Consider the following 19,742-nt stretch of genomic DNA (forward strand, 5'->3'; position numbering starts at 1 on the left):
TGGCAGTAAAAACGACTTATTTTGATTGACGAAACTTATCGTATTGCTTTTGTAACTCTGCGCGAACCTCGTCGTAACCAGCGGTCTTCAAAGCTTTATTCATCTTCTTAATGGTTGGCTTTGGATCGGCGGTTCCAGTATTCAACTGATCACCATATTGATTCATCACGTTTTGAATATTGGTAATCTGAGTTTTGATCTTGGAGGTGTCTGGATTGAAACCTAAAATTGGTGAAGTTTTTGCCGACGCAATGGAATCTTTACGTTCTTTGATCATTTTGTCGGTCACATCAGTTGTGGTGTACAAAATAGAGTTGTCACCAGTCATCCAAGCGCCCATACTGCGATCAGCAGCATATCCTTTAAGTAATTTAATCTTGTCTTTTTGATCGGTCTTTTCCCAAGCATCGCCTTCTTCGCCCCAAACCAGGCCATTTAATAATTCGGGATCACTATTCATAATGCCCAAAACTTTTACAGCTAATTCCTTATTTTGAGAACTGTTACTGACGACCCAGTTGAACATTTGCGCTTGGCCAGTTGTTTTCAGCGGCGTTGAAATCTTTTTGGTTACAATGCCATTCTTTTCACCTGAAGCAGTACTTAAGGCTTGGTTACCGTAGTCATACGGGCCCACTAATTCTTGGCGGGCAAACCAAGTTTTGCTACTTAACCCATATTCTTTACTGTTGGTTGCGGCATCTTGAGGGATGTAACCTTTTTGATAAAATTTGTGTAAATACGCTAAGTTGGTTTGTGTACGAGCTGAGTCGTAAGGGTTCACGATTTTATTTGCATTGCCGCCATCCGTGATATCTACAGCAAATGGCATTTTGTCTGTGAGTGGGTAATCAAAGCCGGATTCTGCTACAAATCCTTTGGTGGCTTTAAAAGCGACCACATTTGGTTCCACCGCATGAATTTTCTTTAAAACAGGTTCTAAAGTTTTATATGAATTTACTTTACTAATATCAATGTTATATTTTTTTAGATAACTGTTATTAAACGCAATGGTTTGTGTCCGGTAGACATTGGCGTTAATTGGCATCGCATATAGTTTGCCATTCACTTTGTTGCCTTGAATGTAAGCTGGATCTAGGGATTTATAAGCTTTTGAAGCATATTTAGGAAGTAACTTGGTTAAATCTGCATATGCTCCTTTTTGGGCATTCACCACGTAATTATCAGCTTTAGCGATGTCATAACTTTCTCCAGATGACACAATAACAGACATTTTTTTTGCGTAGTCTCCAAAACCAATGTAGTTAATTTTTAACTTGGCATTGGCTTTCTTTTTCAGGATTTTATTGGTTTTTGCCATGAGGGCGTCATAGTTCTTAGGCTTGTCGCCAATCTGATACATCGTTAATGTTTTTGTGTCGCTACTGTCAGCGGCCTTTTTTGAGGAACAGCCCGCAATCGTCAGTCCAACACCGAGGACGGCTGCTGTTGCAAGTAACCCTTTAACCCATCTTTTCATAGTTTGAACGCTCCTTTATAAATCATGATTTGTGGACAATTATTCTTTGACACCGCCGATGGTTAAGCCCTTCACAAAGTATTTTTGGAAGAAGGGGTAACTGATCGCAATTGGGAGCACCGAAATGACCACCATGGCCATGCGTGTCGCCTCTTGGGGAATATTAGCCATCCCACCGGCATACTGTGCACCCTGTGCGGCATTTTGCGTCAACATTTCAATGTTAGATTGAATCTTCATCAATAAGTATTGAAGGGGGACTAAGTGTGAATCTTGGATATATAGCAATGCATTGAACCAATCGTTCCAGTAGCCTAAAGCAGCAAACAAGCTAATGGTTGCAATTCCGGGAACGGCTAGCGGTAGGACGATTTTTAAGAAGATCCGCATTTCTCCGGCGCCATCAATTCGGGCAGCTTCAATAATGGATTCATTTACCTGGCGCTTGAAGAAGGTCCGCATCACAATGATATTAAACGGGCTCACTGCCAAAGGTAAAATGAGGGCCCAAATCGTGTCTTTTAATTGTAAGAGATTAGTCATTACAATATAGTTTGCCACCATACCTGGTGTGAACAACATTGTGATCAAACAAAAAACGGTAAAAAATTTGCGATACTTAAAGCTAGACCGTGAAATGGAGTAGGCGTAAGTTGAAGTAAACGTGGCATTGACTAAGGTGCCAAACACGGTTACTAACACAGTGATGCCCAGTGCGTTGAGTAACTGACCGCCCATGGTAGCGAGATATTCATAACCAGCCAAACTCCAGTGTTTCGGAAAGAATTGGTAGCCATCTGCTAACAGTGATTGTTCACTGGTTAAGGAAATAATGATGATAAAAATAAGGGGTAACAAGCACGAAAAAGCGAAGATGGCTAACAAAATGTTAAAGAACAAATTTGATTTGTGGCCGAACGAGCGAACTTCAACGGATGAAATCTGCTTTTTTGGTTGTCGCATAACCGTATCCTCCTTTCTAGAACAGAGCTGAGTCTGGATCAATCTTGCGCACGACCGCGTTACTAATCATAAGAAGGACAAAACCCACAAACGACTGGTATAAGGCGGCAGCACTCGACATGCCAATGTCTCCCGTAGAAGTTAAGCCGTTAAAGATATAAGTATCTAAGACCGATGTGACATTGTAGAGGCTCCCCGAATTTTGGGGAACTTGGTAGAACAGACCAAAATCGGCACGAAAAATATTTCCGATGGCTAAAATGGTCATAAGTGTCATTAAAGGAACTAATGCCGGAATAGTGACGTGCTTGATTTGTTGCCACTTATTTGCACCATCTATTTCAGCTGCTTCGTATAGCGTGGGGTCTACGCCCATGGCACTGGCAAAGTACAAAATACTGTTGTACCCGATACTCTTCCATGTACCGATGAACAGCAAGATGAACGGCCAGTATTGTGGGGCGTTGTACCAACTGATGGCTTTGCCACCGCTACCTGTAAGGAGCGAATTAATTAGGCCTTGATTGGGACTGATAAACGCATACACGAAGTAACTAATGACTACCCAAGATAAGAAGTACGGAAGTAACATCGAAGTCTGATAAACCTTAATTAATCGTTTATTACGTAATTGACTCATTACAATCGCAAAAAACACCGAAATGATAAGGTTTAAAACAATAAATCCCAGGTTATAAAGCAACGTATTCCTGGTAATCACCCAGGCGGCATTGGAGGAGAACAAAAATTCAAAGTTTTTGAACCCGACCCAAGAGCTGGTTCGTAAACTTTCAAGGAACCCGCCTGCCGAGAAATGGAAATCCTGGAAGGCTACCACGTTAGCAAATATTGGGATGTAGAAGAAAAAGATCATCCAAATGGCACCTGGAATGACGAATAGAAGCAACGGTAGGTTACTTTTAAAGCGTGAGGCAAAACTGGGATGCCGTTTTTTATATTTGACCTTTGCTTTGACGGTTGAATTCACACCTTGCATAGGAATCTCCCTTCTTTGATAATCCAATGGGGAACCGTACATAAATTACGCGATTGTAACTTGTGATTGGGAATCAAAAAAGTGGGCTCGATTCATATCAAAAGCTAGTGTAATGATTTCATCAGGGCGATGCGTATTTTGTGCATTTACCTTTGCCACAAATTCTTGATACCCGTTAGTCACATACAACATGGTTTCTACCCCTAGTAGTTCAGCAACATCGACTTTGGCCTGCACTTTTGCATCTGCCATTTTTTCGAGAAGGTCCGGACCAGTATGGATGTCTTCGGCTCGAATGCCCATGGTTACTTTTTGGTTGGCATAGCCTGCATCACGAAGTTTTTGTAATTTTTGGTCCGTAACCGTAACGGTGAGTTGCTGGTCAAGGGTAGTGAACCGATTTTCGTGTAACTCACCTTCAAAAAAGTTCATGGATGGTGAGCCCATAAACCCTGCTACAAATTGATTGACGGGCTGGTTATATAACTGAGAAGGCGTACCAACCTGTTGAATTTCGCCTTGTTTAGTAAGCACAATCCGGTCTGCCATAGTCATGGCCTCCACCTGATCATGGGTCACATAAATCATGTTAGTTTTGAGGCGTTGATGAAGCTGCGCAATTTGGGCACGCATCGACACGCGTAATTTAGCATCCAGATTAGACAAGGGCTCATCTAAAAGAAAAAGTTTGGCTTCACGAACGATGGCGCGGCCTAATGCAACACGTTGACGCTGGCCACCAGAAAGCGCAGCTGGTTTTCGATCTAAAAACGCTTCTAAGCCCAAAATTTCGGCAGCGTTAGCGACACGCTTTTTGATTTCTGCTTTGTTGACATGTTGAATTTTTAAACTAAAAGCCATGTTGTCGTAGACGGTCATGTTGGGATACAATGCATAGTTTTGGAAGACCATCGCAATGTCACGGTCTTTAGGCGCAATCTCGTTCATGACTTTGCCATCCATTTTAAGCTCGCCATCTGTGATGTCCTCTAGGCCAGCAATCATGCGAATAGTTGTTGATTTACCGCAACCAGAAGGGCCAACGAAAACAATGAACTCATGATCTTTAATATGTAAATTAAAGTCGGTAACTGAGTAATTATCGTTGCCAGCATATTTTTTATAAATATGATCCAATTTAATTTCGACCATGTGCAAACCTCCTACTCATAAGAATTAACTAATCTATATTAGAAGAATATCAAGCGAAAACGATTTCGGCAAATGATTTGACTATCAAATAATAAATTATTTTTATATGCCGTAAACAAAGTTTGAAGAATTTAGGTTTCTATCAGATACCGAAAGCTTGGGGCTTTAAGCAAGTAAATCAAAAGAAAGAATGCTGGCTATAACAATTATTGAAAGCGCCGTTGCAAAATTATGGTTCTTGAAACTTAAAGTATAAGGAGATTTCTTCGTTGCTTATCAGCACTAATTTAGCCTAAAAATATTACGGTGAAAGTTATACATAATGTTCAAAATGGCAGGGAAAAGTCGTTTTTAATTAAGTCATATTCTGTTATCAAGATATGATATGATTAACGTGTGGAAAATTTGAAAGGGGTTTATTAAAGTGAAACAATTTGAAATTAAGTTATCGTACGAAAATGGACGTGTGATCACCTTTTATCGCGAATTTACCGATCTTGAGGCTGCTGAAGAGGATGTTTTGGCACATATTTCTTCAGGTTCAACCATTAAATTCGAGGAATCTGACGCAGTTGGTATGTTGTCATTTAAAGGTGCCATCAGCTACTTGATTACACAAAAGCAACGTCCTCTTCATACTGAAGCGATTACCTGGGAATAACCGTCTAGGTTACTCAAACACACGAAAAGGAGTGGTCGAAATGAGCCAGACAATTACTGTCGAAACTTTAGAAAACGGTTTCAAAAGTGCTTTTGATTTACCTGCAAGTCATTATTATTTTGCACCAGGCCGCATTAATTTGATTGGCGAGCACACAGATTATAATGGTGGCCGTGTCTTTCCATGTGCCATCAGCTTAGGAACTTATGCGGCAGTATCACCAAGAGATGATCAAGAATTTCATTTGTTTTCACAAAATTTTGCCGATCAAGGGGTTCAAGTTTCAACGCTGAACACACCAGAAATTCAACAAAAAGTGGGAAATCAGTGGACAAACTACCCCAAAGGCATGCTCCGGTATCTCACTGAGGCTGGTGCTCAAATCACACACGGGCTGAATGTCTATATTGTAGGAAATCTACCAGACGGGGCCGGACTATCATCTTCGGCTTCGTTAGAAATGCTGTTTGGTAAAATTTTCCAAGACGAATTTCAGTTAAAAGTCACACCGTTAGACATGGTTAAAACGGGTGTGAAGGTAGAAAATCAGTTCATTGGCCTGAATTCTGGCATTATGGATCAGTTTGCCGTGGAGATGGGCAAAAAAGACAATGCAGTATTACTGGATACCAACACCTTAAAATATGAGCATGTGCCCTTGAAACTTGGCGATCATGTGATCATTATCATGAATACTAACAAACGGCGCGAATTGGCGGATTCCAAGTACAATGAGCATCGTCGTGAGTGTGAAGAGGCCCTAGCCCAGTTGCAGACCGGAGTTAAGACGCCCACACTAGGAGCTTTAGATAAAGAAACATTTGACGAATACAGTTACTTGATTCAAAGCGAACCTTTATTAAAACGGGCTCGTCACGCTGTTTTTGAAAATCAACGGGTTGGCGAGGCCATCAAGGCACTTAAAAACCAGGATCTTGAGAAGTTTGGTCGTTTAGTGAACGCCTCACATATGTCTTTACAATATGATTTTGAAGTGACTGGTAAAGAACTAGATACGTTAGCCCATACGGCTTGGCAACAGCCAGGCGTTTTGGGTGCCCGAATGATTGGTGGCGGTTATGGTGGCTGTGCGATTGCTCTCGTTCAAAAAGATCAGGTCCCAAACTTTGAAGCAGCAGTCGGAAAGGTTTATCAAGAAAAGATTGGTTACAAAGCTGATTTCTACGTGGCAGAAATTGCGGATGGGCCAAGTCAGTTACAAAAGAGGTAATCATAAGTGGAAGATGAACAATCGACGGGGTTAGTGTCCCAATTTGTGACCGAAATTATCAAACATGGGACTTATCATGAACTAGATCGCCGCTATTTAATAAATCGTATCTTTGCTTTAGTCGGAGAACAGCCATTAGCTGAACAACCGGCAAAACAGAATTTGTTGCAGATACATGATTTACTAATCGAAATGGCGATCCAGAATCACAAAATTCAGGATAACCCAACGGAACGTGAAATTTTGGGCGCTGATTTGATGGATTTCCTGACACCGACGCCCTATGCTGTGAATGCTAAGTTTTGGGACTTATATCAACATAGCGCACAAAAAGCGACAAATTATTTTTATGAATTGAGTCGAGAAAATGACTATATTAAAACACGTGCTATTGCGAAAAATATCGAATTTCCGGTTACCACAGATTACGGTGATTTAGAGATTACCATTAACCTTTCTAAACCAGAAAAGGATCCACGTGCCATTGCGTTAGCACAAACAACGGCTTCTACCACCTATCCTAAGTGCCAATTATGTTTAGAGAATGAAGGATATGAAGGCCGCGTGGGTTACCCAGCACGTGGCAATCATCGTTTGATCAGATTGCAGCTTGATGGTGAAACGTGGGGATTTCAGTATTCGCCATACGCTTATTTTTCCGAACACTGTATTTTTATTTCGGACCAGCACCGACCGATGCACATTGATCGCGCTACCTTTCAAAATCTAGTGGCCATAACGAAGCTGTTTCCAGATTATTTTGTGGGAAGTAATGCGGATTTACCCATTGTAGGCGGCTCTATGCTTAGCCACGATCACTATCAAGGTGGTAAGCACGATTTTCCAATGGCCAAGGCACCTATTGAACGACCATTTGAGCTAATCGGTTTTGCTAATGTTCAAGCAGGAATCGTGAAATGGCCGATGTCTGTCATTCGATTGACAAGTGATTCGGAAACGGATTTGATTGATGCAGCTACCCATATTTTGCAAGTTTGGCAACATTATGACGATGTGAAACGCGATATTCGTCACGCTACTGATGGTCAGTTGCACCACACAATTACGCCCATTGTTCGCCAACGTCAAGGCCAGTTAGAAATGGATTTGGTTTTACGTGATAATCAGACCACTAAAAAGTATCCAGATGGTATTTTTCATCCACATAAGGATGTACAACACATTAAAAAAGAAAATATCGGGTTGATTGAAGTAATGGGCCGTGCCATTCTCCCCGCGCGTTTGAAAACGGAGTTACAGGAAGTGGCGCGTTATTTGTTAGGCCAGCCCAATGCCATGAAAGCCTATCACCAGACTTGGGCCGATCAGTTAAAACAACAGGAGATCACACCTGAAAATGTGCATGAGGTAATCAGTCAGGCAGTTGGACACGTTTTTTTGCGTGTTTTGGAAGATGCAGGGGTGTTTAAACGCACTGAGGATGGTCGTACTGGATTTCAGGCGTTTATTCAGACTGTGAACCAACAATAACTTTTAGTTAGAGAAAAAACGCAGGGATCGGCAATATCTTGGGAGAAATTTTGTGAGCCCTTTACTCGTGACCGGTGAGAAAAGATGTTAAAATTAGGATATTAAAATAATTAGCGATTGGGGGAATTTAAGATGAGCGAAAGCCGCTTAGATCCGAAACGATTTTCAAAAATATTGGTTGGGGTTGACGATTCCCCGGACGCGCAGTTAGCGTTTCGGTTTGCCATGAACCGGGCCAAACAAGACAACGCTGAGCTCGATATTGTGTCAATTTTAGAGCAGGATGATATTAATATTTACCAAGCGTTGAATAAAGATTATATCCAGCAAAAGCGCAGCGACTTGGAAAAGCATTTGCAAGGTTATCGTAAAATTGCGGAAGAATTTGGAATTCGCAAGGTGCAAACCTACACTGCTGAGGGAGACGCAGGGGAAACAATTGTTAAAGATGTGATTCCACACGTCCAACCTGATTTATTAGTTATTGGGTCCTCTTCTCGTTCAGGTGTGGCACGTTACTTTGGTAGTCAAGCTTCTTACATGGCTAAATATTCGCCAGTTTCAGTTTTAGTTATTCGTTAAAATGAAACCGGTTGAATTAGATGGATGAGAAAGTTAGAATGATTATTAGAAACAAATAATTCTAAAAGAAGGCATGAACATTATGGCAAAGCAAGTTTATAACGATTATTTTTTTGATGAGCCAGCATGGAATACGCATGACGGTGGCTATGTGCCGTTGGAAGAACCTACAACGCCACAACAAAAGCTGCACGTTCCAGCCGTATTGCAGCCCGATAAGGAAACGGCTACGGATATGTATTATACGGTAACCGCTCAAGAAGGTGAAAGCCAGTTGCTCCCAGGACCTAAAACAAAGACTTGGGGATACAATGGCAGTTTATTAGGCAAAACGATTATTTTTAAACGCGGTAAAAAAATTCATATCACCCTAAAAAATGACTTACATGAACTCACAACTTTCCATTGGCATGGCCTCAATGTGCCGGGACCGTACATTGATGGTGGCTGTCATGCGCCTGTTTATCCAGGAGAATCCAGTGACATTGAATTTGTTTGCAATCAACCGGCAGCAACGCTTTGGCTACATGCACATCCATGTCCATCAACTGCCCAGCAAGTTTGGCATGGTCTAGCGACACCAGTTGTAGTTCAAGATGAAGACGAAGCTAAACTGCCATTGCCACGTAATTATGGCGTAGATGATTTTCCGCTTGTTTTGCAAGACCGTAACTTCCACGAAGACAATCAGTGGGATTATCAGGCTGATTACGATCCTGACGGTGTCCAAGGTAAAACACCAATGATTAATGGCACGATTAATCCGTATGTAGATGTGACGACGCAACGGGTTCGTTTACGTGTGTTGGATGGTGCCAATCGCCGCGAGTTCCGTTTACACTTTAGTGATGGTCTGGAATTTGCCCAGATCGCTTCTGATGGTGGTATCTTACCAGAACCGGTCTACTTCACAAAAGTGATGATGACTTGCGCAGAGCGGGATGAATTTATCGTGGACTTTGGAAAGTATCATGATGGGGATGAAGTGGCGCTGATGTCTGACGATGTGGCGTTAGTTCATTTCCGAATTCATGCCTTTGCAAAAGACGATACAAAGTTGCCAGATCACTTAGTAGACATTCCAGAATTACCGGTTACACCTGGGTCCGAAACTCGTCATGTGATTATGTCCGGGATGGATGAGGAAGTAGCCATTGATGGCAAGAAATTCAATATGCAACGCATTGATGCACGTCAAAAAGTAGGCGATGTTGTGCTATGGGATATTACGAACACCAATGATATGGTTGGCGGTATGATTCACCCGTTCCACATTCATGGCACTCAATTTTTGGTTGTTTCGCGTAACAGGCATGCCCCATATCCAAATGAGCGTGGCTGGAAGGATACGGTGAGTGTCAATCCTGATGAACATGTGCAAATTAAAGTTCGTTTTGAGTATACAGGCGTTTACATGTATCACTGTCATATTATTGAACATGAGGATGGCGGTATGATGGCCCAGATTGAGTCTTACGATCCAGAGCATCCAAAGACCTATAAATTGATGGATATGGATACCTTGATGAATGCCTTTGCTAAGGAAAATCATGTGGATCCTAAAGATCTCTGGCTCGGTGGCATGGGCTCTTATGAAAAAATGGGTATGAAGATGTAGTGAACCTATATAAAGTCCTAATCTCGTTGGTTTCTGTTTGTGAAACTCACGAGATTTTTTTGTGGCATATTTGATCTTAGTTGCAGTGGTCATCTTTTTGTTGTCCTGAAAGTGGTATCTGTGTTTAATGGGCAAACCGCGGATATCATGTTCTGTTCTCGATTCGGATATTTTCTGTTGCATTTGACTGAGGTGACTTGTTTCGATAAACCAAAAAGGACGGAGCGGCTGAAAAATTTCATCCGTTGTAATGGTTCATTTTTTAGTTTGATCTGAGCTTGTAGTTAGCAAGGGAAAACGGCGTAAATAAGACTAAAAATAAGGTTACAATGCATTAATTTAATTTGAAAAATGAGGCCGAGAAAAATTTGCATTTTCTCGACCTCATTTTAGTTTGGCTTAAATTTCGAAATATTTATATAAATCATCAATCGTCAATTGTTGTTTTTCTTCACCAGTAACATCAATCTTGATTTGACCTTTGTCTAATACGATCAGTCGGTTCCCATACTTTAAGGCATCTTCCAAATGATGGGTAATCATTAAGCAGGTAAGCTTGTCTTCTTTAATACGCTCGTCAGTAGCATGCAGTAACTCCTGACTAGTTTTAGGATCTAAAGCTGCCGTGTGTTCATCTAAAAGTAAAATGTCAGGACGCTTAATTGTAGCCATCAAGAAACTTAAGGCTTGGCGTTGACCACCTGAAAGCTCACCAGCTGGCGTATTAAGGCGTTCACTCAAACCATTTGCCATGGTACTGGTTATTTTACGGAAGTGGGCAACGTGTTTCTTTAACCCACGGAAGATCAGGCCACGATGAGCACCTCTCTTTTCAGCTAATAACAAGTTTTCAGAAACGGTCATACGAGGTGCCGTGCCTAACTTAGGGTCCTGGAAAACACGACTGAGAAAACGGGTCCGTTTTTCCTCAGAGAGATGGGTGATGTCCTTAGCTTTCACAAGAATTTGGCCTTCATCAACGGCTAAATTGCCACCGATGGTATTGAACAGCGTGGATTTACCAGCGCCATTTGAACCGAGGACCGTAATAAAATCACCGGGATAAACCTTCAGATTGATGCCGCGAAGGATCTTTTGTTCATCAGGTGTATGCCGATTGACAAAAGTAGTGACATTTTTGAGTTCTAAAATTGGATTAGTCATGGTTACGCACCTTCTTATCTGGCAGTGGGGTTTTTACACTGTTTTTAATAAATTTATCTAAATGGAGTGCTTTACGGAATGTCGGTAACATAAGGCAAAGGGCCAAAACGATCGAAGAAATTAGGTTCAAATCGTTGGTACTGAACCCAAGCTGCAGCACGATTAGCAAGACAAAGCGGTATAAAATGCTGCCACAAGTCACGGCAATGAGGCGTTGGTTCATAGATAGATTACCGAAGACGACTTCACCGATAATGATGGAAGCAAGGCCAATTACGATGATACCAATGCCCATGTTAACATCCGCGTAGCCATCGCTTTGGGCAACTAAGGCGCCAGATAAAGCGATTAAACCATTTGAGACCATCAAACCCATGATTTTCATACTATCAATGTGAATGCCAAGTGATTTGGCCATTGTTTCGTTGTCCCCAGTTGCGATGAAAGCCTGTCCTAGGTTGGTTTGTAGGAACATAGCTAAAATAAGGGTGACAATAATGACGATTAGGAGTCCGAGCGTCACACTGTCAAAGTATTTCGGCAAGGATTCCAGAAAATGGTTGGTAAACAGACTTTGTTTTCCTAAAAGGGAAATATTGGATGTGCCCATAATCCGTAAATTAATGGAGTAACATGCTGTCATGACCAGGATCCCAGCCAATAAAATAGGAATGCGGCCTTTAGTATAAAGCAGGCCAGTCACTAAACCAGCCACCATACCGATCACGATTGCTAAAAGGGTAGCTAAAATTGGCGAGACACCATGGCTGATAGCCGCCACACAAACTGCCGCGCCCATAGGGAAGGTCCCTTCAACGGTCATATCTGGGAAATCAAGAATTCGGAAAGTTAAAAACAGGCCGATTCCTAAAATACCCCATAAAAAACCTTGTCCAATTGCAGATGTAATTAAGTTCATTTGAATAACTCCCCTTTCTTTTGGGCCTTTTGAATTAGGGACTCAGGAATGTGAATGCCTAATTTTTTGGCTTGTTTAAGGTTAATGGTCAGGTCACCATGTTTTACATATTCAACTGGTGTATCCTTCACTTTTTGACCTTTCAGTAATCTACCAGCCATTTTCCCGGTCATAACGCCAAGTTTGTACTGGTTAACGCTGTACGTTGCGACCCCGCCTTGTTTTACCATGGAGTCAACGGCTGGAAAGACTGGAACGTTGGAGTTGTTGGCATTTTTAACTAGTGTTTGCATTGCGCCCGCAATGGTATTGTCAGTAGGGACGTATGCGGCATCCACCTTTTGGAGCATGGTCTGAGAAACTTGATTCAAGTCATTTGAATTAGAAATGGAGTAAGCCTTCAAAGTGACATTTTCTTGTTGGCACAGCTTTTTAAAGAGCTTGTACTGAGTCACAGCCGAATTATCGCTCGAAGTATAGATGATACCTAGTGTTTTTAAGTTAGGCATTAATTTTAAGATTAAGTCGAGTTGCTCTTTTAAAGGTGCTTGGTCAGAGACACCTGTGATATTAGCTTCCGGTTGCTGCTCATTTTTGACGAGTCGAGCTCCTTTAGGATCGGTTACCGCTCCTAAAACAATGGGTGTCTTTTGAGTCACATCGGCCAGTGCTTGGGAGGAAGGGGTGGTAATGCCAATCATGAGGTCGGCGTTTTCGTTTGCAAAACGTTCACTCATAGTCTTTAAATTACTTTGATTGCCTTGGGCGTTTTGATAGTCAATTTTGACCGTTTTACCTTTGACATAACCTTCTCGCTTGAGCCCTGAAATAACACCTTTTTGGATTTGTTCCAAAGCGGGTTGGTTCATCAATTGCAGAATACCCACCGTTGGTATTTTAGCTTTGGTTGTTTTTTCAGAATTTCCTTGAAAAAACGCGAAACCAAGAAAAAGAATAATTGCTGTTACAAATGTGATTAAACGCTTCATTTCCGTCACTCCTTATCTATAATTGCGCTTGAGATTGATTTTTTTGAAAGAAAAAAGAACAATCCCAATTGCAGGATTGTTCTTAATAAATCGAAACAAAACCCGCATGAATATTTGCTATCCATGTGGGCTTTTTCTACGTCAAAATTAGCCGGCACAGATACGATCTGTATGCATCCAGGTCGTATCTTGCCAAAAGACAAACACAACCTAATTACCGGCTTTGCCAACGATTATTCAGTTGTGAATTTGTCTTTGTCATGTGCGTGACCAACTTTCTTTATTAATTAGCTATGAGTATAGATAAATTTTCAGCGGGTGTCAAGCGGAATATAAAAATTTGATGTGAAAAAATTGTTTTTATAAATTTTTGACGCAGCGTTGGCTGAAGGCTCAAGTCTTGAATCTGTTTACTAAAGGCATTGACTTGCTTTTTAAAGTCCTCAAAAAAGTTGAGCAGTGGCACGTTGTATTTTTAATTTGAGTTTAAGTGGTTAAATATTGTGGCTAATGTTCCTTAATATCACCATATGGCCATGAATTTGTAAATGATATTGCGTAATTTTTTGGCTGAATTTGGTTGGCTTGCATGTAGTCGTTGATAGACTGAGTGATTACATCGTGCGACACCCTGGAAGCTAGTACCCATCTATGATTTTTTTGGATAATTCGCCAATTACCCAAAGTACTTAATGTGGTATCGTCATATGGCTTTAGTTGTGCCGGGTTCTTTTTGAGTTCTAGATAAACAGAGATGGTTCCAAAATTCATACGTAATAAACTTTTTGCATATTTTGATACAGGATTTTTCATGATTTATTTACCTCCGATGACAGTTTATTAAAATGCATGACATTATAATTAAATGTGATGGAAGTGATATCAGATGAAAGCGGTTTCCTTAAACAAGGTATACTTCATATTCCTTGCTATATCAATCATAAATGAGAGTGACCGTATTTTTTATAGACGAAATTCTTAAGGCGTGCTATACTTTAGAAAAATTATAAAAGTGAGGGATCTGCCGTTGAGAAATTAAGTTAATTCTGTTGAATCTGTTTGTACTCCTGTCATAGGGAGGACTATGCAGTTTTTCAGGATTGGCTAATCTTTCTCGATGGGCAGGTCCTTTTTGTGTGCTCATTTTTAGCTTGTTCTGAAAAAGGTGAAGAAATGAGGTTATAAATGTCGAAAATTGAAATTAAAAATTTAACGTTTGGATATGACACACAAGGAGAGTTGTTATTTGATCGCGTGAATTTAAACCTGGATAGTAATTGGAAGTTAGGGTTAATTGGACGCAATGGTCGTGGCAAAACAACCTTTTTGAAATTATTGCAACACAAGCTCGCATACCAAGGCAAAATTTTAGCGAATCTAGCCTTTGATTACTTTCCACAAACGATTAAGAATCCTCACCAGCTGACAGCTTATGTATTGGATGACTTGGGAGTAGACGAAGCGTGGCAAGTCGAACGTGAATTAAATCTGTTGGGGACGGATCCCGATATTTTGTGGCGTGAATTTGCCAGTTTGTCAGGTGGCGAGCAGACCAAAGTCTTATTGGCTAGTCTATTTACGCAGGGTATGAATTTTCCACTAATTGATGAGCCTACGAACCATTTGGATATCAAGGCGCGGCAACAAGTGGCGGCGTATTTGAATCACAAGAAACAAGGCTTTATTGTAATTAGCCATGACCGTAAGTTTGTGGATGATGTGGCAGATCACATTTTATCGATTGAAAAATCTAATATCTTGATGTATCAGGGCAATTTTGCGACCTATGAAGAACAGAAAAAATTAAGTGATGTTCATGAAGAAATGGAAAATAGCAAACTCAAGAAAGACATTTCACGATTAAAGCAAACGGCTGCCGAAAAGGCGGAGTGGTCGCGATCTAAAGAGGGCGAGAAGTATGGTAATTCTCACGTGAAAGGTAGCGGCGCCATTTTTGATACGGGCGCTATTGGGGCACGGGCCGCTCGTACCATGAAGCGGTCGCTGACTTTGCAGAAGCACATGCAAAAAGAGATTGATGAAAAACAAAAGCTACTGAAAAATATTGAGTATGTGGACCCTTTGTCAATGAATTTTCAGCATGGTCATCATGAACGCCTATTGACGGTCAATAAACTAACGTTGAGTTATCCAGATGCTAAGCGACCATTGTTTGATCCGATTTCGTTTGAAATTAAACAAGGTAAACGCGTGGGAATTATAGGCCCTAATGGAGCTGGTAAATCCACTTTGATTCATGCGATTTTAGGAGATTTTGCGGGTGAAATTACTGGTGAGGTGATTCAACCAAAAAATCTAAAAGTGAGCTATGTACGCCAAGCTTATGAGGATAATCGTGGAACTTTGCAGGATTTTGCAGAAGCGCAACATTTGGATTATCAGGAATTCTTGAACAATTTGCACAAATTAGGATTAGAGCGCAATGTGTTTACCACGCGAATTGAGCATATGAGTATGGGACAACGTAAGAAGGTCGAACTAGCCAAGTCTTTATCGGTCCCAGCAGAACTTTATTTATGGGATGAACCCCTGAATTACCTGGATATTTTTAATCAGGAGCAGCTGGAAACTCTGATTAAGTCTGTAAAGCCATCTATGTTGATTGTGGAACATGACCAAGCCTTTATTGAGCATGTGACGAATAAGGTTGTGCGTTTAGCGAAAGCAAAATAAACACAGTCTAAAAAACTTGATAGGCGCAATCGGAGCCCTGTAGCTACAAAAATAAACAAGTCAAAGAACGAATTTATCGGTCCTCTAAGCTGTCCTAACAACTGATTGCTTTAGCTATTTTAAGTGCAGGGATAACGGCGTATGCGTGGAATCAAACACTTGTTTCTCGAGCTTAATTTTTGCTATAGAATATTAGAATTTTTCTTTTTATATATGGCATACAAGTATTAACTAATATGCTAAAATGAACTAAACAAGTATACTTTAAATTTTACAAGTATATACAAATTTAAAGGGGATTCTAAGAATGGTTCATTTAATTTATACAGGTGTTTTAACAATAATAGGGTTGCTTTGTATTTTCATCCCGTTGTGGCTCTTAATGCGAGCTAACAAGTCAATTTCAATGAAAATTCTTCCCACAGAAGATAACACGAAGATTTTTTATACGTACGTTTGGTTTTACGAGACTGGTAAATTGGAAGTGTTGAATGGAGAGGCTTATCAAGTTGGTAAACAAATCCAGGCCACAAATGCGGGTAAGTATGTGATCAAAAAGGTGAAAAAAGAGTCCCTATTTATGGGAATGCAGCGTAAATATGAATTCGTTTTAAACTAAAAAGGCGACCCGCAATTAAGCGGATCGTCTTTTTTATCATTTCGATTTCTCTTCTTTAAGCTTCCAAGCTTTGTAAAGATCATAGCTGAACAGAATAAAGATGGCAATTGTGCTCACAGTGGTGATTGTAAGTCCAAATGAGACGAAATCAACGATGGATAGTAGTAGCATAAATATTGCGCCGATAAAGCTAAAAATGATTTTTCTGTTCATAGTTATTCACGACCTAAGCATTTTGTTCTTCAGCTTGTACTTTGGCAACACGTTCACTAATCTTCATAAATGGAAGATAGAGAACCACACCAAGTGCAATGATAATGAGCTGTACAATAGGTGCACGCCAATCACCAGCAGTTGCTAGGTAAGGGCCAATTAGAGGTGGCGTTGTCCAAGGTACCAACACGACAGTTCGTCTTACTAAGCCAACCAGTGTCGCGTAATATCCAATAATACTACCAATAGTTGGGAACAGAACGAATGGAATCATCATTGGTAAGTTGAATACAATTGGATAACCGAAAATCATGGGTTCATTAATGTTGAAAAGTCCAGGTGCCAATGATAAATTAGCAACTTGACGTGAAGATTTTACTTTACTGAAAATTAAAATAGCAATAATCAAAGAAATTGTACTTCCAGAACCACCAATTAAAGTGTAGCTGCTTACAAATGAAGTAGTAATGATGTTTGGAATATGTGCAAATGAATGTGAACTTGCATATGCAGTCATGTTGGCATTCATATTGATCAAAACTAGGGGATCCATCAAAGTACCAGAAATAACGGTTTGGTGAATACCTAATGTGAATAGGAAGTTGGCAACTGTATAAATGACACAGAATCCAACAATATTGGTATTAAATCCACGCAAAGGTTCCTGAACCCAAGTCTTAATTAAGTTGATCAAATCTGCGTTGAAAAAGCCTGCAAGTAAAGCAGCGATTAGTGCAAATAAGGACATTAAGATTAAAGCGGGAAGTAACACACTAAATGATGAAGAAACTGCAGGTGGCACATTGTCGCCTAAATGGATCTGTAAACTCTTGTAACTGGATAATTTAATGAAAATACCAGTTGCAAGTAGACCAACAATAATACCTCCGAACATCCCTTGTGTACCAGTGTTTAGATAGCTAAGTCCACCAGTAACGGTTGACATCTTAGCACCAGCAGATGCGACAGTTCCTAACGAAACAGTTTGAGGCATCATAATCATTAAACAAGCTAATGACATAGCAGATGCGGCAATTGGGTTAGAAAAGCCTTTGTTTTTAGCTAATGCATATCCAATCATGGGGGCAACTAGTAAACCGGCGACTTGTAACGTCCCATTATTAATGGCGTTACCAAAAACTTGTACTTTTGCTAAAGTTTCACCATGGAATATCCAAGTAAACACGGTGTTATTGAGTAATACCCCAAGTCCAGCAATGATGAATACAGGTAAAATAACTGCGAATGCATCACGTAAAGACCGAAGATAAACCCAATTACCAACTTTTACAGATATTTCAGTGAATTTTGCAATAAAACCCGAGTTTTCAAGTTTTTCACTTGAACTTTGGTTCTTATCTTCACTCATGAGTTTTCCTCCTTTTATTTAAAACAACTTATGCTAAGTCGTTACCGTTTGAAGCAATGACTTTTTTAAACCAGCCATAACTCTTCTTTGGAATACGTTTCATATTACGCAAATCGTGGTTTCCGCGATTCACATAGACCATGCCGTATCGTTTTTCCATATTTCCCGAAGAACTTGGAATATCAATTAATCCCCAACCAAGATAACCAATCACTGCCACACCATCTTCGAACATGGCATCTTTCATGGCTTGGATATGAGCACGATGGTAATTGATACGATAATCATCCTGAATTTCATGACCATCGTACTTTTCACGAACGCCAATCCCATTTTCGATGGGGAACATGGGTAACCCATAACTGTTGTATGTCTTAGTGAGAATATCTCGAAATCCTAGTGGATCAATCGACCAGCCCCATTCACTAACCTTTAAGAATGGATTTTCTTTTCCGCCAACTTCTAGATAGTAATTTGGGAGGGTACCATCTGGAATGATGGAACTGCTGACAGTGACACTTTGATAATAGCTAAATGCAATAAAATCACTAGATAATTGATTAAATATTTCTTGATCAGCATCTGTAAAATCCATGTTAATGTTGTGATTCTTGACGAAAGTAAGAACCTCGTTAGAATAGTGGCCATGCACAAAAACGTCTAACAAGTTTCGGTTAGAAAATTCGTCAATTTGGCGAGCGTATTGAACATCTTTAGGTAATGCAGAGGCAGGATAGACTTCGCTGTAAGCTAGCATGCCACCAATTAAGTCGTCAGTTTGCTTATGTAAGTAGTTAGCTACACCTGCATGCGCCAGCATGACGTGATGGGTAATTTGGTAAAGTTCGTCGTCTGTCTTTGCACCCTTAAGATAGCCGGAAATTCGAAATGCTTCTGGGGATGAATACAGGTTTTGTTCATTAAAAGTAATCCAGTACTTTACCCGATCGCCAAAACAATCGACCATTTTCTCACCATATTTGATAAATGCTTCAACGACATGACGATCCAAAAAACCGTTATATTTTTCCGCCAAATGAAGGGGTATGTCAAAATGATAAAGACAAATCATTGGTTCAATATGTCGTGCCAATAATTCGTTGATTAAGTTGTCGTAAAACTTAATACCTTCTTCATTAAACTCGCCATCACCTTCAGGATTAACGCGGCTCCACGAAATCTGGAATCGATAACAGTTCATGCCTTGGTTTGCCATCAAGTCAAGATCTTCTGGGTAATTGTGATAGTCATCAATAGCAACCTTCCAATCAGAAGAGTTTTCTGTGGCGGGATACGTATCATAGACGGATTTGCCTTTTCCGCCCTCGTTGTAACCTCCTTCCGTTTGCATACTTGATACAGAATTCCCCCAAAGAAATCCTTTGGGCATCTCTTGTGTCATAAATCAATCTCCACCTTTCTTGAATCCGTTTACATTATATAACCATATCTATAACTAAGTAAAGACTTTTTAAAAATAAGTATATACTTATTTTTAAAAATCCCATTAGTCTGTGCTTTTTACGGTATGATATGGTGTTAAATAGGCTCTTAAAAAGGTAAACTGTAGATATAAATATATAAAAAAGATGAAGTAGAG

General features: G+C 40.3%; 17 protein-coding genes. 7 read left to right on the top strand and 10 right to left on the bottom strand.

Features of this window, described 5'->3' with window-relative positions; translation table 11 throughout:
- Positions 1-16: 16 nt before the first annotated feature.
- Genes IV80_RS07635 through IV80_RS07650 form a run of 4 tightly spaced genes read right to left on the bottom strand, consistent with a single transcriptional unit; the run spans position 17 to position 4,592 of the window.
- Positions 17-1,480 (bottom strand): ABC transporter substrate-binding protein, encoded by a 1,464-nt coding sequence (locus IV80_RS07635; protein ID WP_057751749.1) that lies wholly within the window; start codon positions 1,478-1,480, stop codon positions 17-19.
- Positions 1,481-1,519: 39 nt separating this feature from the next.
- Positions 1,520-2,443 (bottom strand): carbohydrate ABC transporter permease, encoded by a 924-nt coding sequence (locus IV80_RS07640; protein ID WP_057751750.1) that lies wholly within the window; start codon positions 2,441-2,443, stop codon positions 1,520-1,522.
- Between the two features lie 16 nt (positions 2,444-2,459).
- Positions 2,460-3,440, bottom strand: a complete 981-nt coding sequence (locus IV80_RS07645; protein ID WP_083490566.1) for an ABC transporter permease — start codon at positions 3,438-3,440, stop codon at positions 2,460-2,462.
- A gap of 45 nt (positions 3,441-3,485) precedes the next feature.
- Positions 3,486-4,592: an ABC transporter ATP-binding protein gene (locus IV80_RS07650; RefSeq protein WP_057751753.1), complete on the bottom strand. Its 1,107-nt coding sequence runs from the start codon at positions 4,590-4,592 to the stop codon at positions 3,486-3,488.
- Between the two features lie 424 nt (positions 4,593-5,016).
- On the opposite strand from IV80_RS07650, the gene IV80_RS07655 reads away from it, so the two are divergent.
- The 5 genes from IV80_RS07655 to IV80_RS07675 all read left to right on the top strand — a co-directional run bounded on the left by IV80_RS07655 (position 5,017) and on the right by IV80_RS07675 (position 10,175).
- Positions 5,017-5,253, top strand: coding sequence for a hypothetical protein (locus tag IV80_RS07655; protein WP_057751755.1), 237 nt, complete (start codon positions 5,017-5,019; stop codon positions 5,251-5,253).
- A 52-nt stretch (positions 5,254-5,305) separates the two neighbouring features.
- The gene (locus tag IV80_RS07660) at positions 5,306-6,484 is read left to right on the top strand and encodes a galactokinase (RefSeq protein WP_371861652.1); all 1,179 of its coding nucleotides are present in this window, start codon (positions 5,306-5,308) and stop codon (positions 6,482-6,484) included.
- Between the two features lie 6 nt (positions 6,485-6,490).
- Positions 6,491-7,975 (top strand): UDP-glucose--hexose-1-phosphate uridylyltransferase, encoded by a 1,485-nt coding sequence (locus IV80_RS07665; RefSeq protein WP_057751759.1) that lies wholly within the window; start codon positions 6,491-6,493, stop codon positions 7,973-7,975.
- A gap of 132 nt (positions 7,976-8,107) precedes the next feature.
- Positions 8,108-8,557 (top strand): universal stress protein, encoded by a 450-nt coding sequence (locus IV80_RS07670; RefSeq protein ID WP_057751761.1) that lies wholly within the window; start codon positions 8,108-8,110, stop codon positions 8,555-8,557.
- Positions 8,558-8,639: 82 nt separating this feature from the next.
- Positions 8,640-10,175: a multicopper oxidase family protein gene (locus IV80_RS07675; RefSeq protein ID WP_057751763.1), complete on the top strand. Its 1,536-nt coding sequence runs from the start codon at positions 8,640-8,642 to the stop codon at positions 10,173-10,175.
- Between the two features lie 399 nt (positions 10,176-10,574).
- On the opposite strand, the gene IV80_RS07680 is transcribed toward IV80_RS07675, so the two are convergent.
- The 4 genes from IV80_RS07680 to IV80_RS07695 form a co-directional block, all read right to left on the bottom strand.
- Positions 10,575-11,339, bottom strand: coding sequence for an ABC transporter ATP-binding protein (locus tag IV80_RS07680; protein WP_057751765.1), 765 nt, complete (start codon positions 11,337-11,339; stop codon positions 10,575-10,577).
- Positions 11,332-12,258: an ABC transporter permease gene (locus tag IV80_RS07685; RefSeq protein ID WP_057751768.1), complete on the bottom strand. Its 927-nt coding sequence runs from the start codon at positions 12,256-12,258 to the stop codon at positions 11,332-11,334. Before IV80_RS07685 ends, IV80_RS07680 begins: the two co-directional genes overlap by 8 nt.
- Positions 12,255-13,247 (bottom strand): tryptophan ABC transporter substrate-binding protein, encoded by a 993-nt coding sequence (gene trpX, locus IV80_RS07690; RefSeq protein WP_057751770.1) that lies wholly within the window; start codon positions 13,245-13,247, stop codon positions 12,255-12,257. Before trpX ends, IV80_RS07685 begins: the two co-directional genes overlap by 4 nt.
- A 507-nt stretch (positions 13,248-13,754) precedes the next feature.
- On the bottom strand, positions 13,755-14,060 hold the full coding sequence (locus IV80_RS07695) for a hypothetical protein (RefSeq protein ID WP_057751773.1): 306 nt from the start codon (positions 14,058-14,060) through the stop codon (positions 13,755-13,757).
- A 372-nt stretch (positions 14,061-14,432) separates the two neighbouring features.
- On the opposite strand from IV80_RS07695, the gene abc-f reads away from it, so the two are divergent.
- Both abc-f and IV80_RS07705 read left to right on the top strand, forming a co-directional pair.
- Complete coding sequence (gene abc-f, locus IV80_RS07700) at positions 14,433-15,941, top strand: ribosomal protection-like ABC-F family protein (protein WP_057751775.1); 1,509 nt, start codon at positions 14,433-14,435, stop codon at positions 15,939-15,941.
- 307 nt (positions 15,942-16,248) lie between these two features.
- Entirely contained in the window at positions 16,249-16,560 is a 312-nt protein-coding gene (locus tag IV80_RS07705; RefSeq protein WP_057751778.1) for a hypothetical protein, read from the top strand.
- A 226-nt stretch (positions 16,561-16,786) separates the two neighbouring features.
- Here the strand turns inward: IV80_RS07705 and IV80_RS07710 are convergent, their stop codons facing one another.
- Both IV80_RS07710 and IV80_RS07715 read right to left on the bottom strand, forming a co-directional pair.
- Positions 16,787-18,142, bottom strand: coding sequence for a PTS sugar transporter subunit IIC (locus tag IV80_RS07710; protein ID WP_057751779.1), 1,356 nt, complete (start codon positions 18,140-18,142; stop codon positions 16,787-16,789).
- A gap of 28 nt (positions 18,143-18,170) precedes the next feature.
- Positions 18,171-19,544: a glycoside hydrolase family 1 protein gene (locus IV80_RS07715; protein ID WP_057751782.1), complete on the bottom strand. Its 1,374-nt coding sequence runs from the start codon at positions 19,542-19,544 to the stop codon at positions 18,171-18,173.
- Between the last annotated feature and the right edge of the window lie 198 nt (positions 19,545-19,742).

This window comes from Pediococcus cellicola, assembly GCF_001438655.1.
Lineage (GTDB): Bacteria > Bacillota > Bacilli > Lactobacillales > Lactobacillaceae > Pediococcus > Pediococcus cellicola.

Coding starts and splice junctions, on each gene's coding strand:
- IV80_RS07670 (WP_057751761.1), top strand. CDS start 8,108: ATGAGCGAAAGCCGCTTAGATCCGAAACGATTTTCAAAAATATTGGTT.
- IV80_RS07640 (WP_057751750.1), bottom strand. CDS start 2,443: ATGCGACAACCAAAAAAGCAGATTTCATCCGTTGAAGTTCGCTCGTTC.
- IV80_RS07685 (WP_057751768.1), bottom strand. CDS start 12,258: ATGAACTTAATTACATCTGCAATTGGACAAGGTTTTTTATGGGGTATT.
- IV80_RS07645 (WP_083490566.1), bottom strand. CDS start 3,440: ATGCAAGGTGTGAATTCAACCGTCAAAGCAAAGGTCAAATATAAAAAA.
- IV80_RS07695 (WP_057751773.1), bottom strand. CDS start 14,060: ATGAAAAATCCTGTATCAAAATATGCAAAAAGTTTATTACGTATGAAT.
- IV80_RS07715 (WP_057751782.1), bottom strand. CDS start 19,544: ATGACACAAGAGATGCCCAAAGGATTTCTTTGGGGGAATTCTGTATCA.
- IV80_RS07635 (WP_057751749.1), bottom strand. CDS start 1,480: ATGAAAAGATGGGTTAAAGGGTTACTTGCAACAGCAGCCGTCCTCGGT.
- IV80_RS07680 (WP_057751765.1), bottom strand. CDS start 11,339: ATGACTAATCCAATTTTAGAACTCAAAAATGTCACTACTTTTGTCAAT.
- IV80_RS07705 (WP_057751778.1), top strand. CDS start 16,249: ATGGTTCATTTAATTTATACAGGTGTTTTAACAATAATAGGGTTGCTT.
- IV80_RS07710 (WP_057751779.1), bottom strand. CDS start 18,142: ATGAGTGAAGATAAGAACCAAAGTTCAAGTGAAAAACTTGAAAACTCG.
- trpX (WP_057751770.1), bottom strand. CDS start 13,247: ATGAAGCGTTTAATCACATTTGTAACAGCAATTATTCTTTTTCTTGGT.
- abc-f (WP_057751775.1), top strand. CDS start 14,433: ATGTCGAAAATTGAAATTAAAAATTTAACGTTTGGATATGACACACAA.
- IV80_RS07675 (WP_057751763.1), top strand. CDS start 8,640: ATGGCAAAGCAAGTTTATAACGATTATTTTTTTGATGAGCCAGCATGG.
- IV80_RS07650 (WP_057751753.1), bottom strand. CDS start 4,592: ATGGTCGAAATTAAATTGGATCATATTTATAAAAAATATGCTGGCAAC.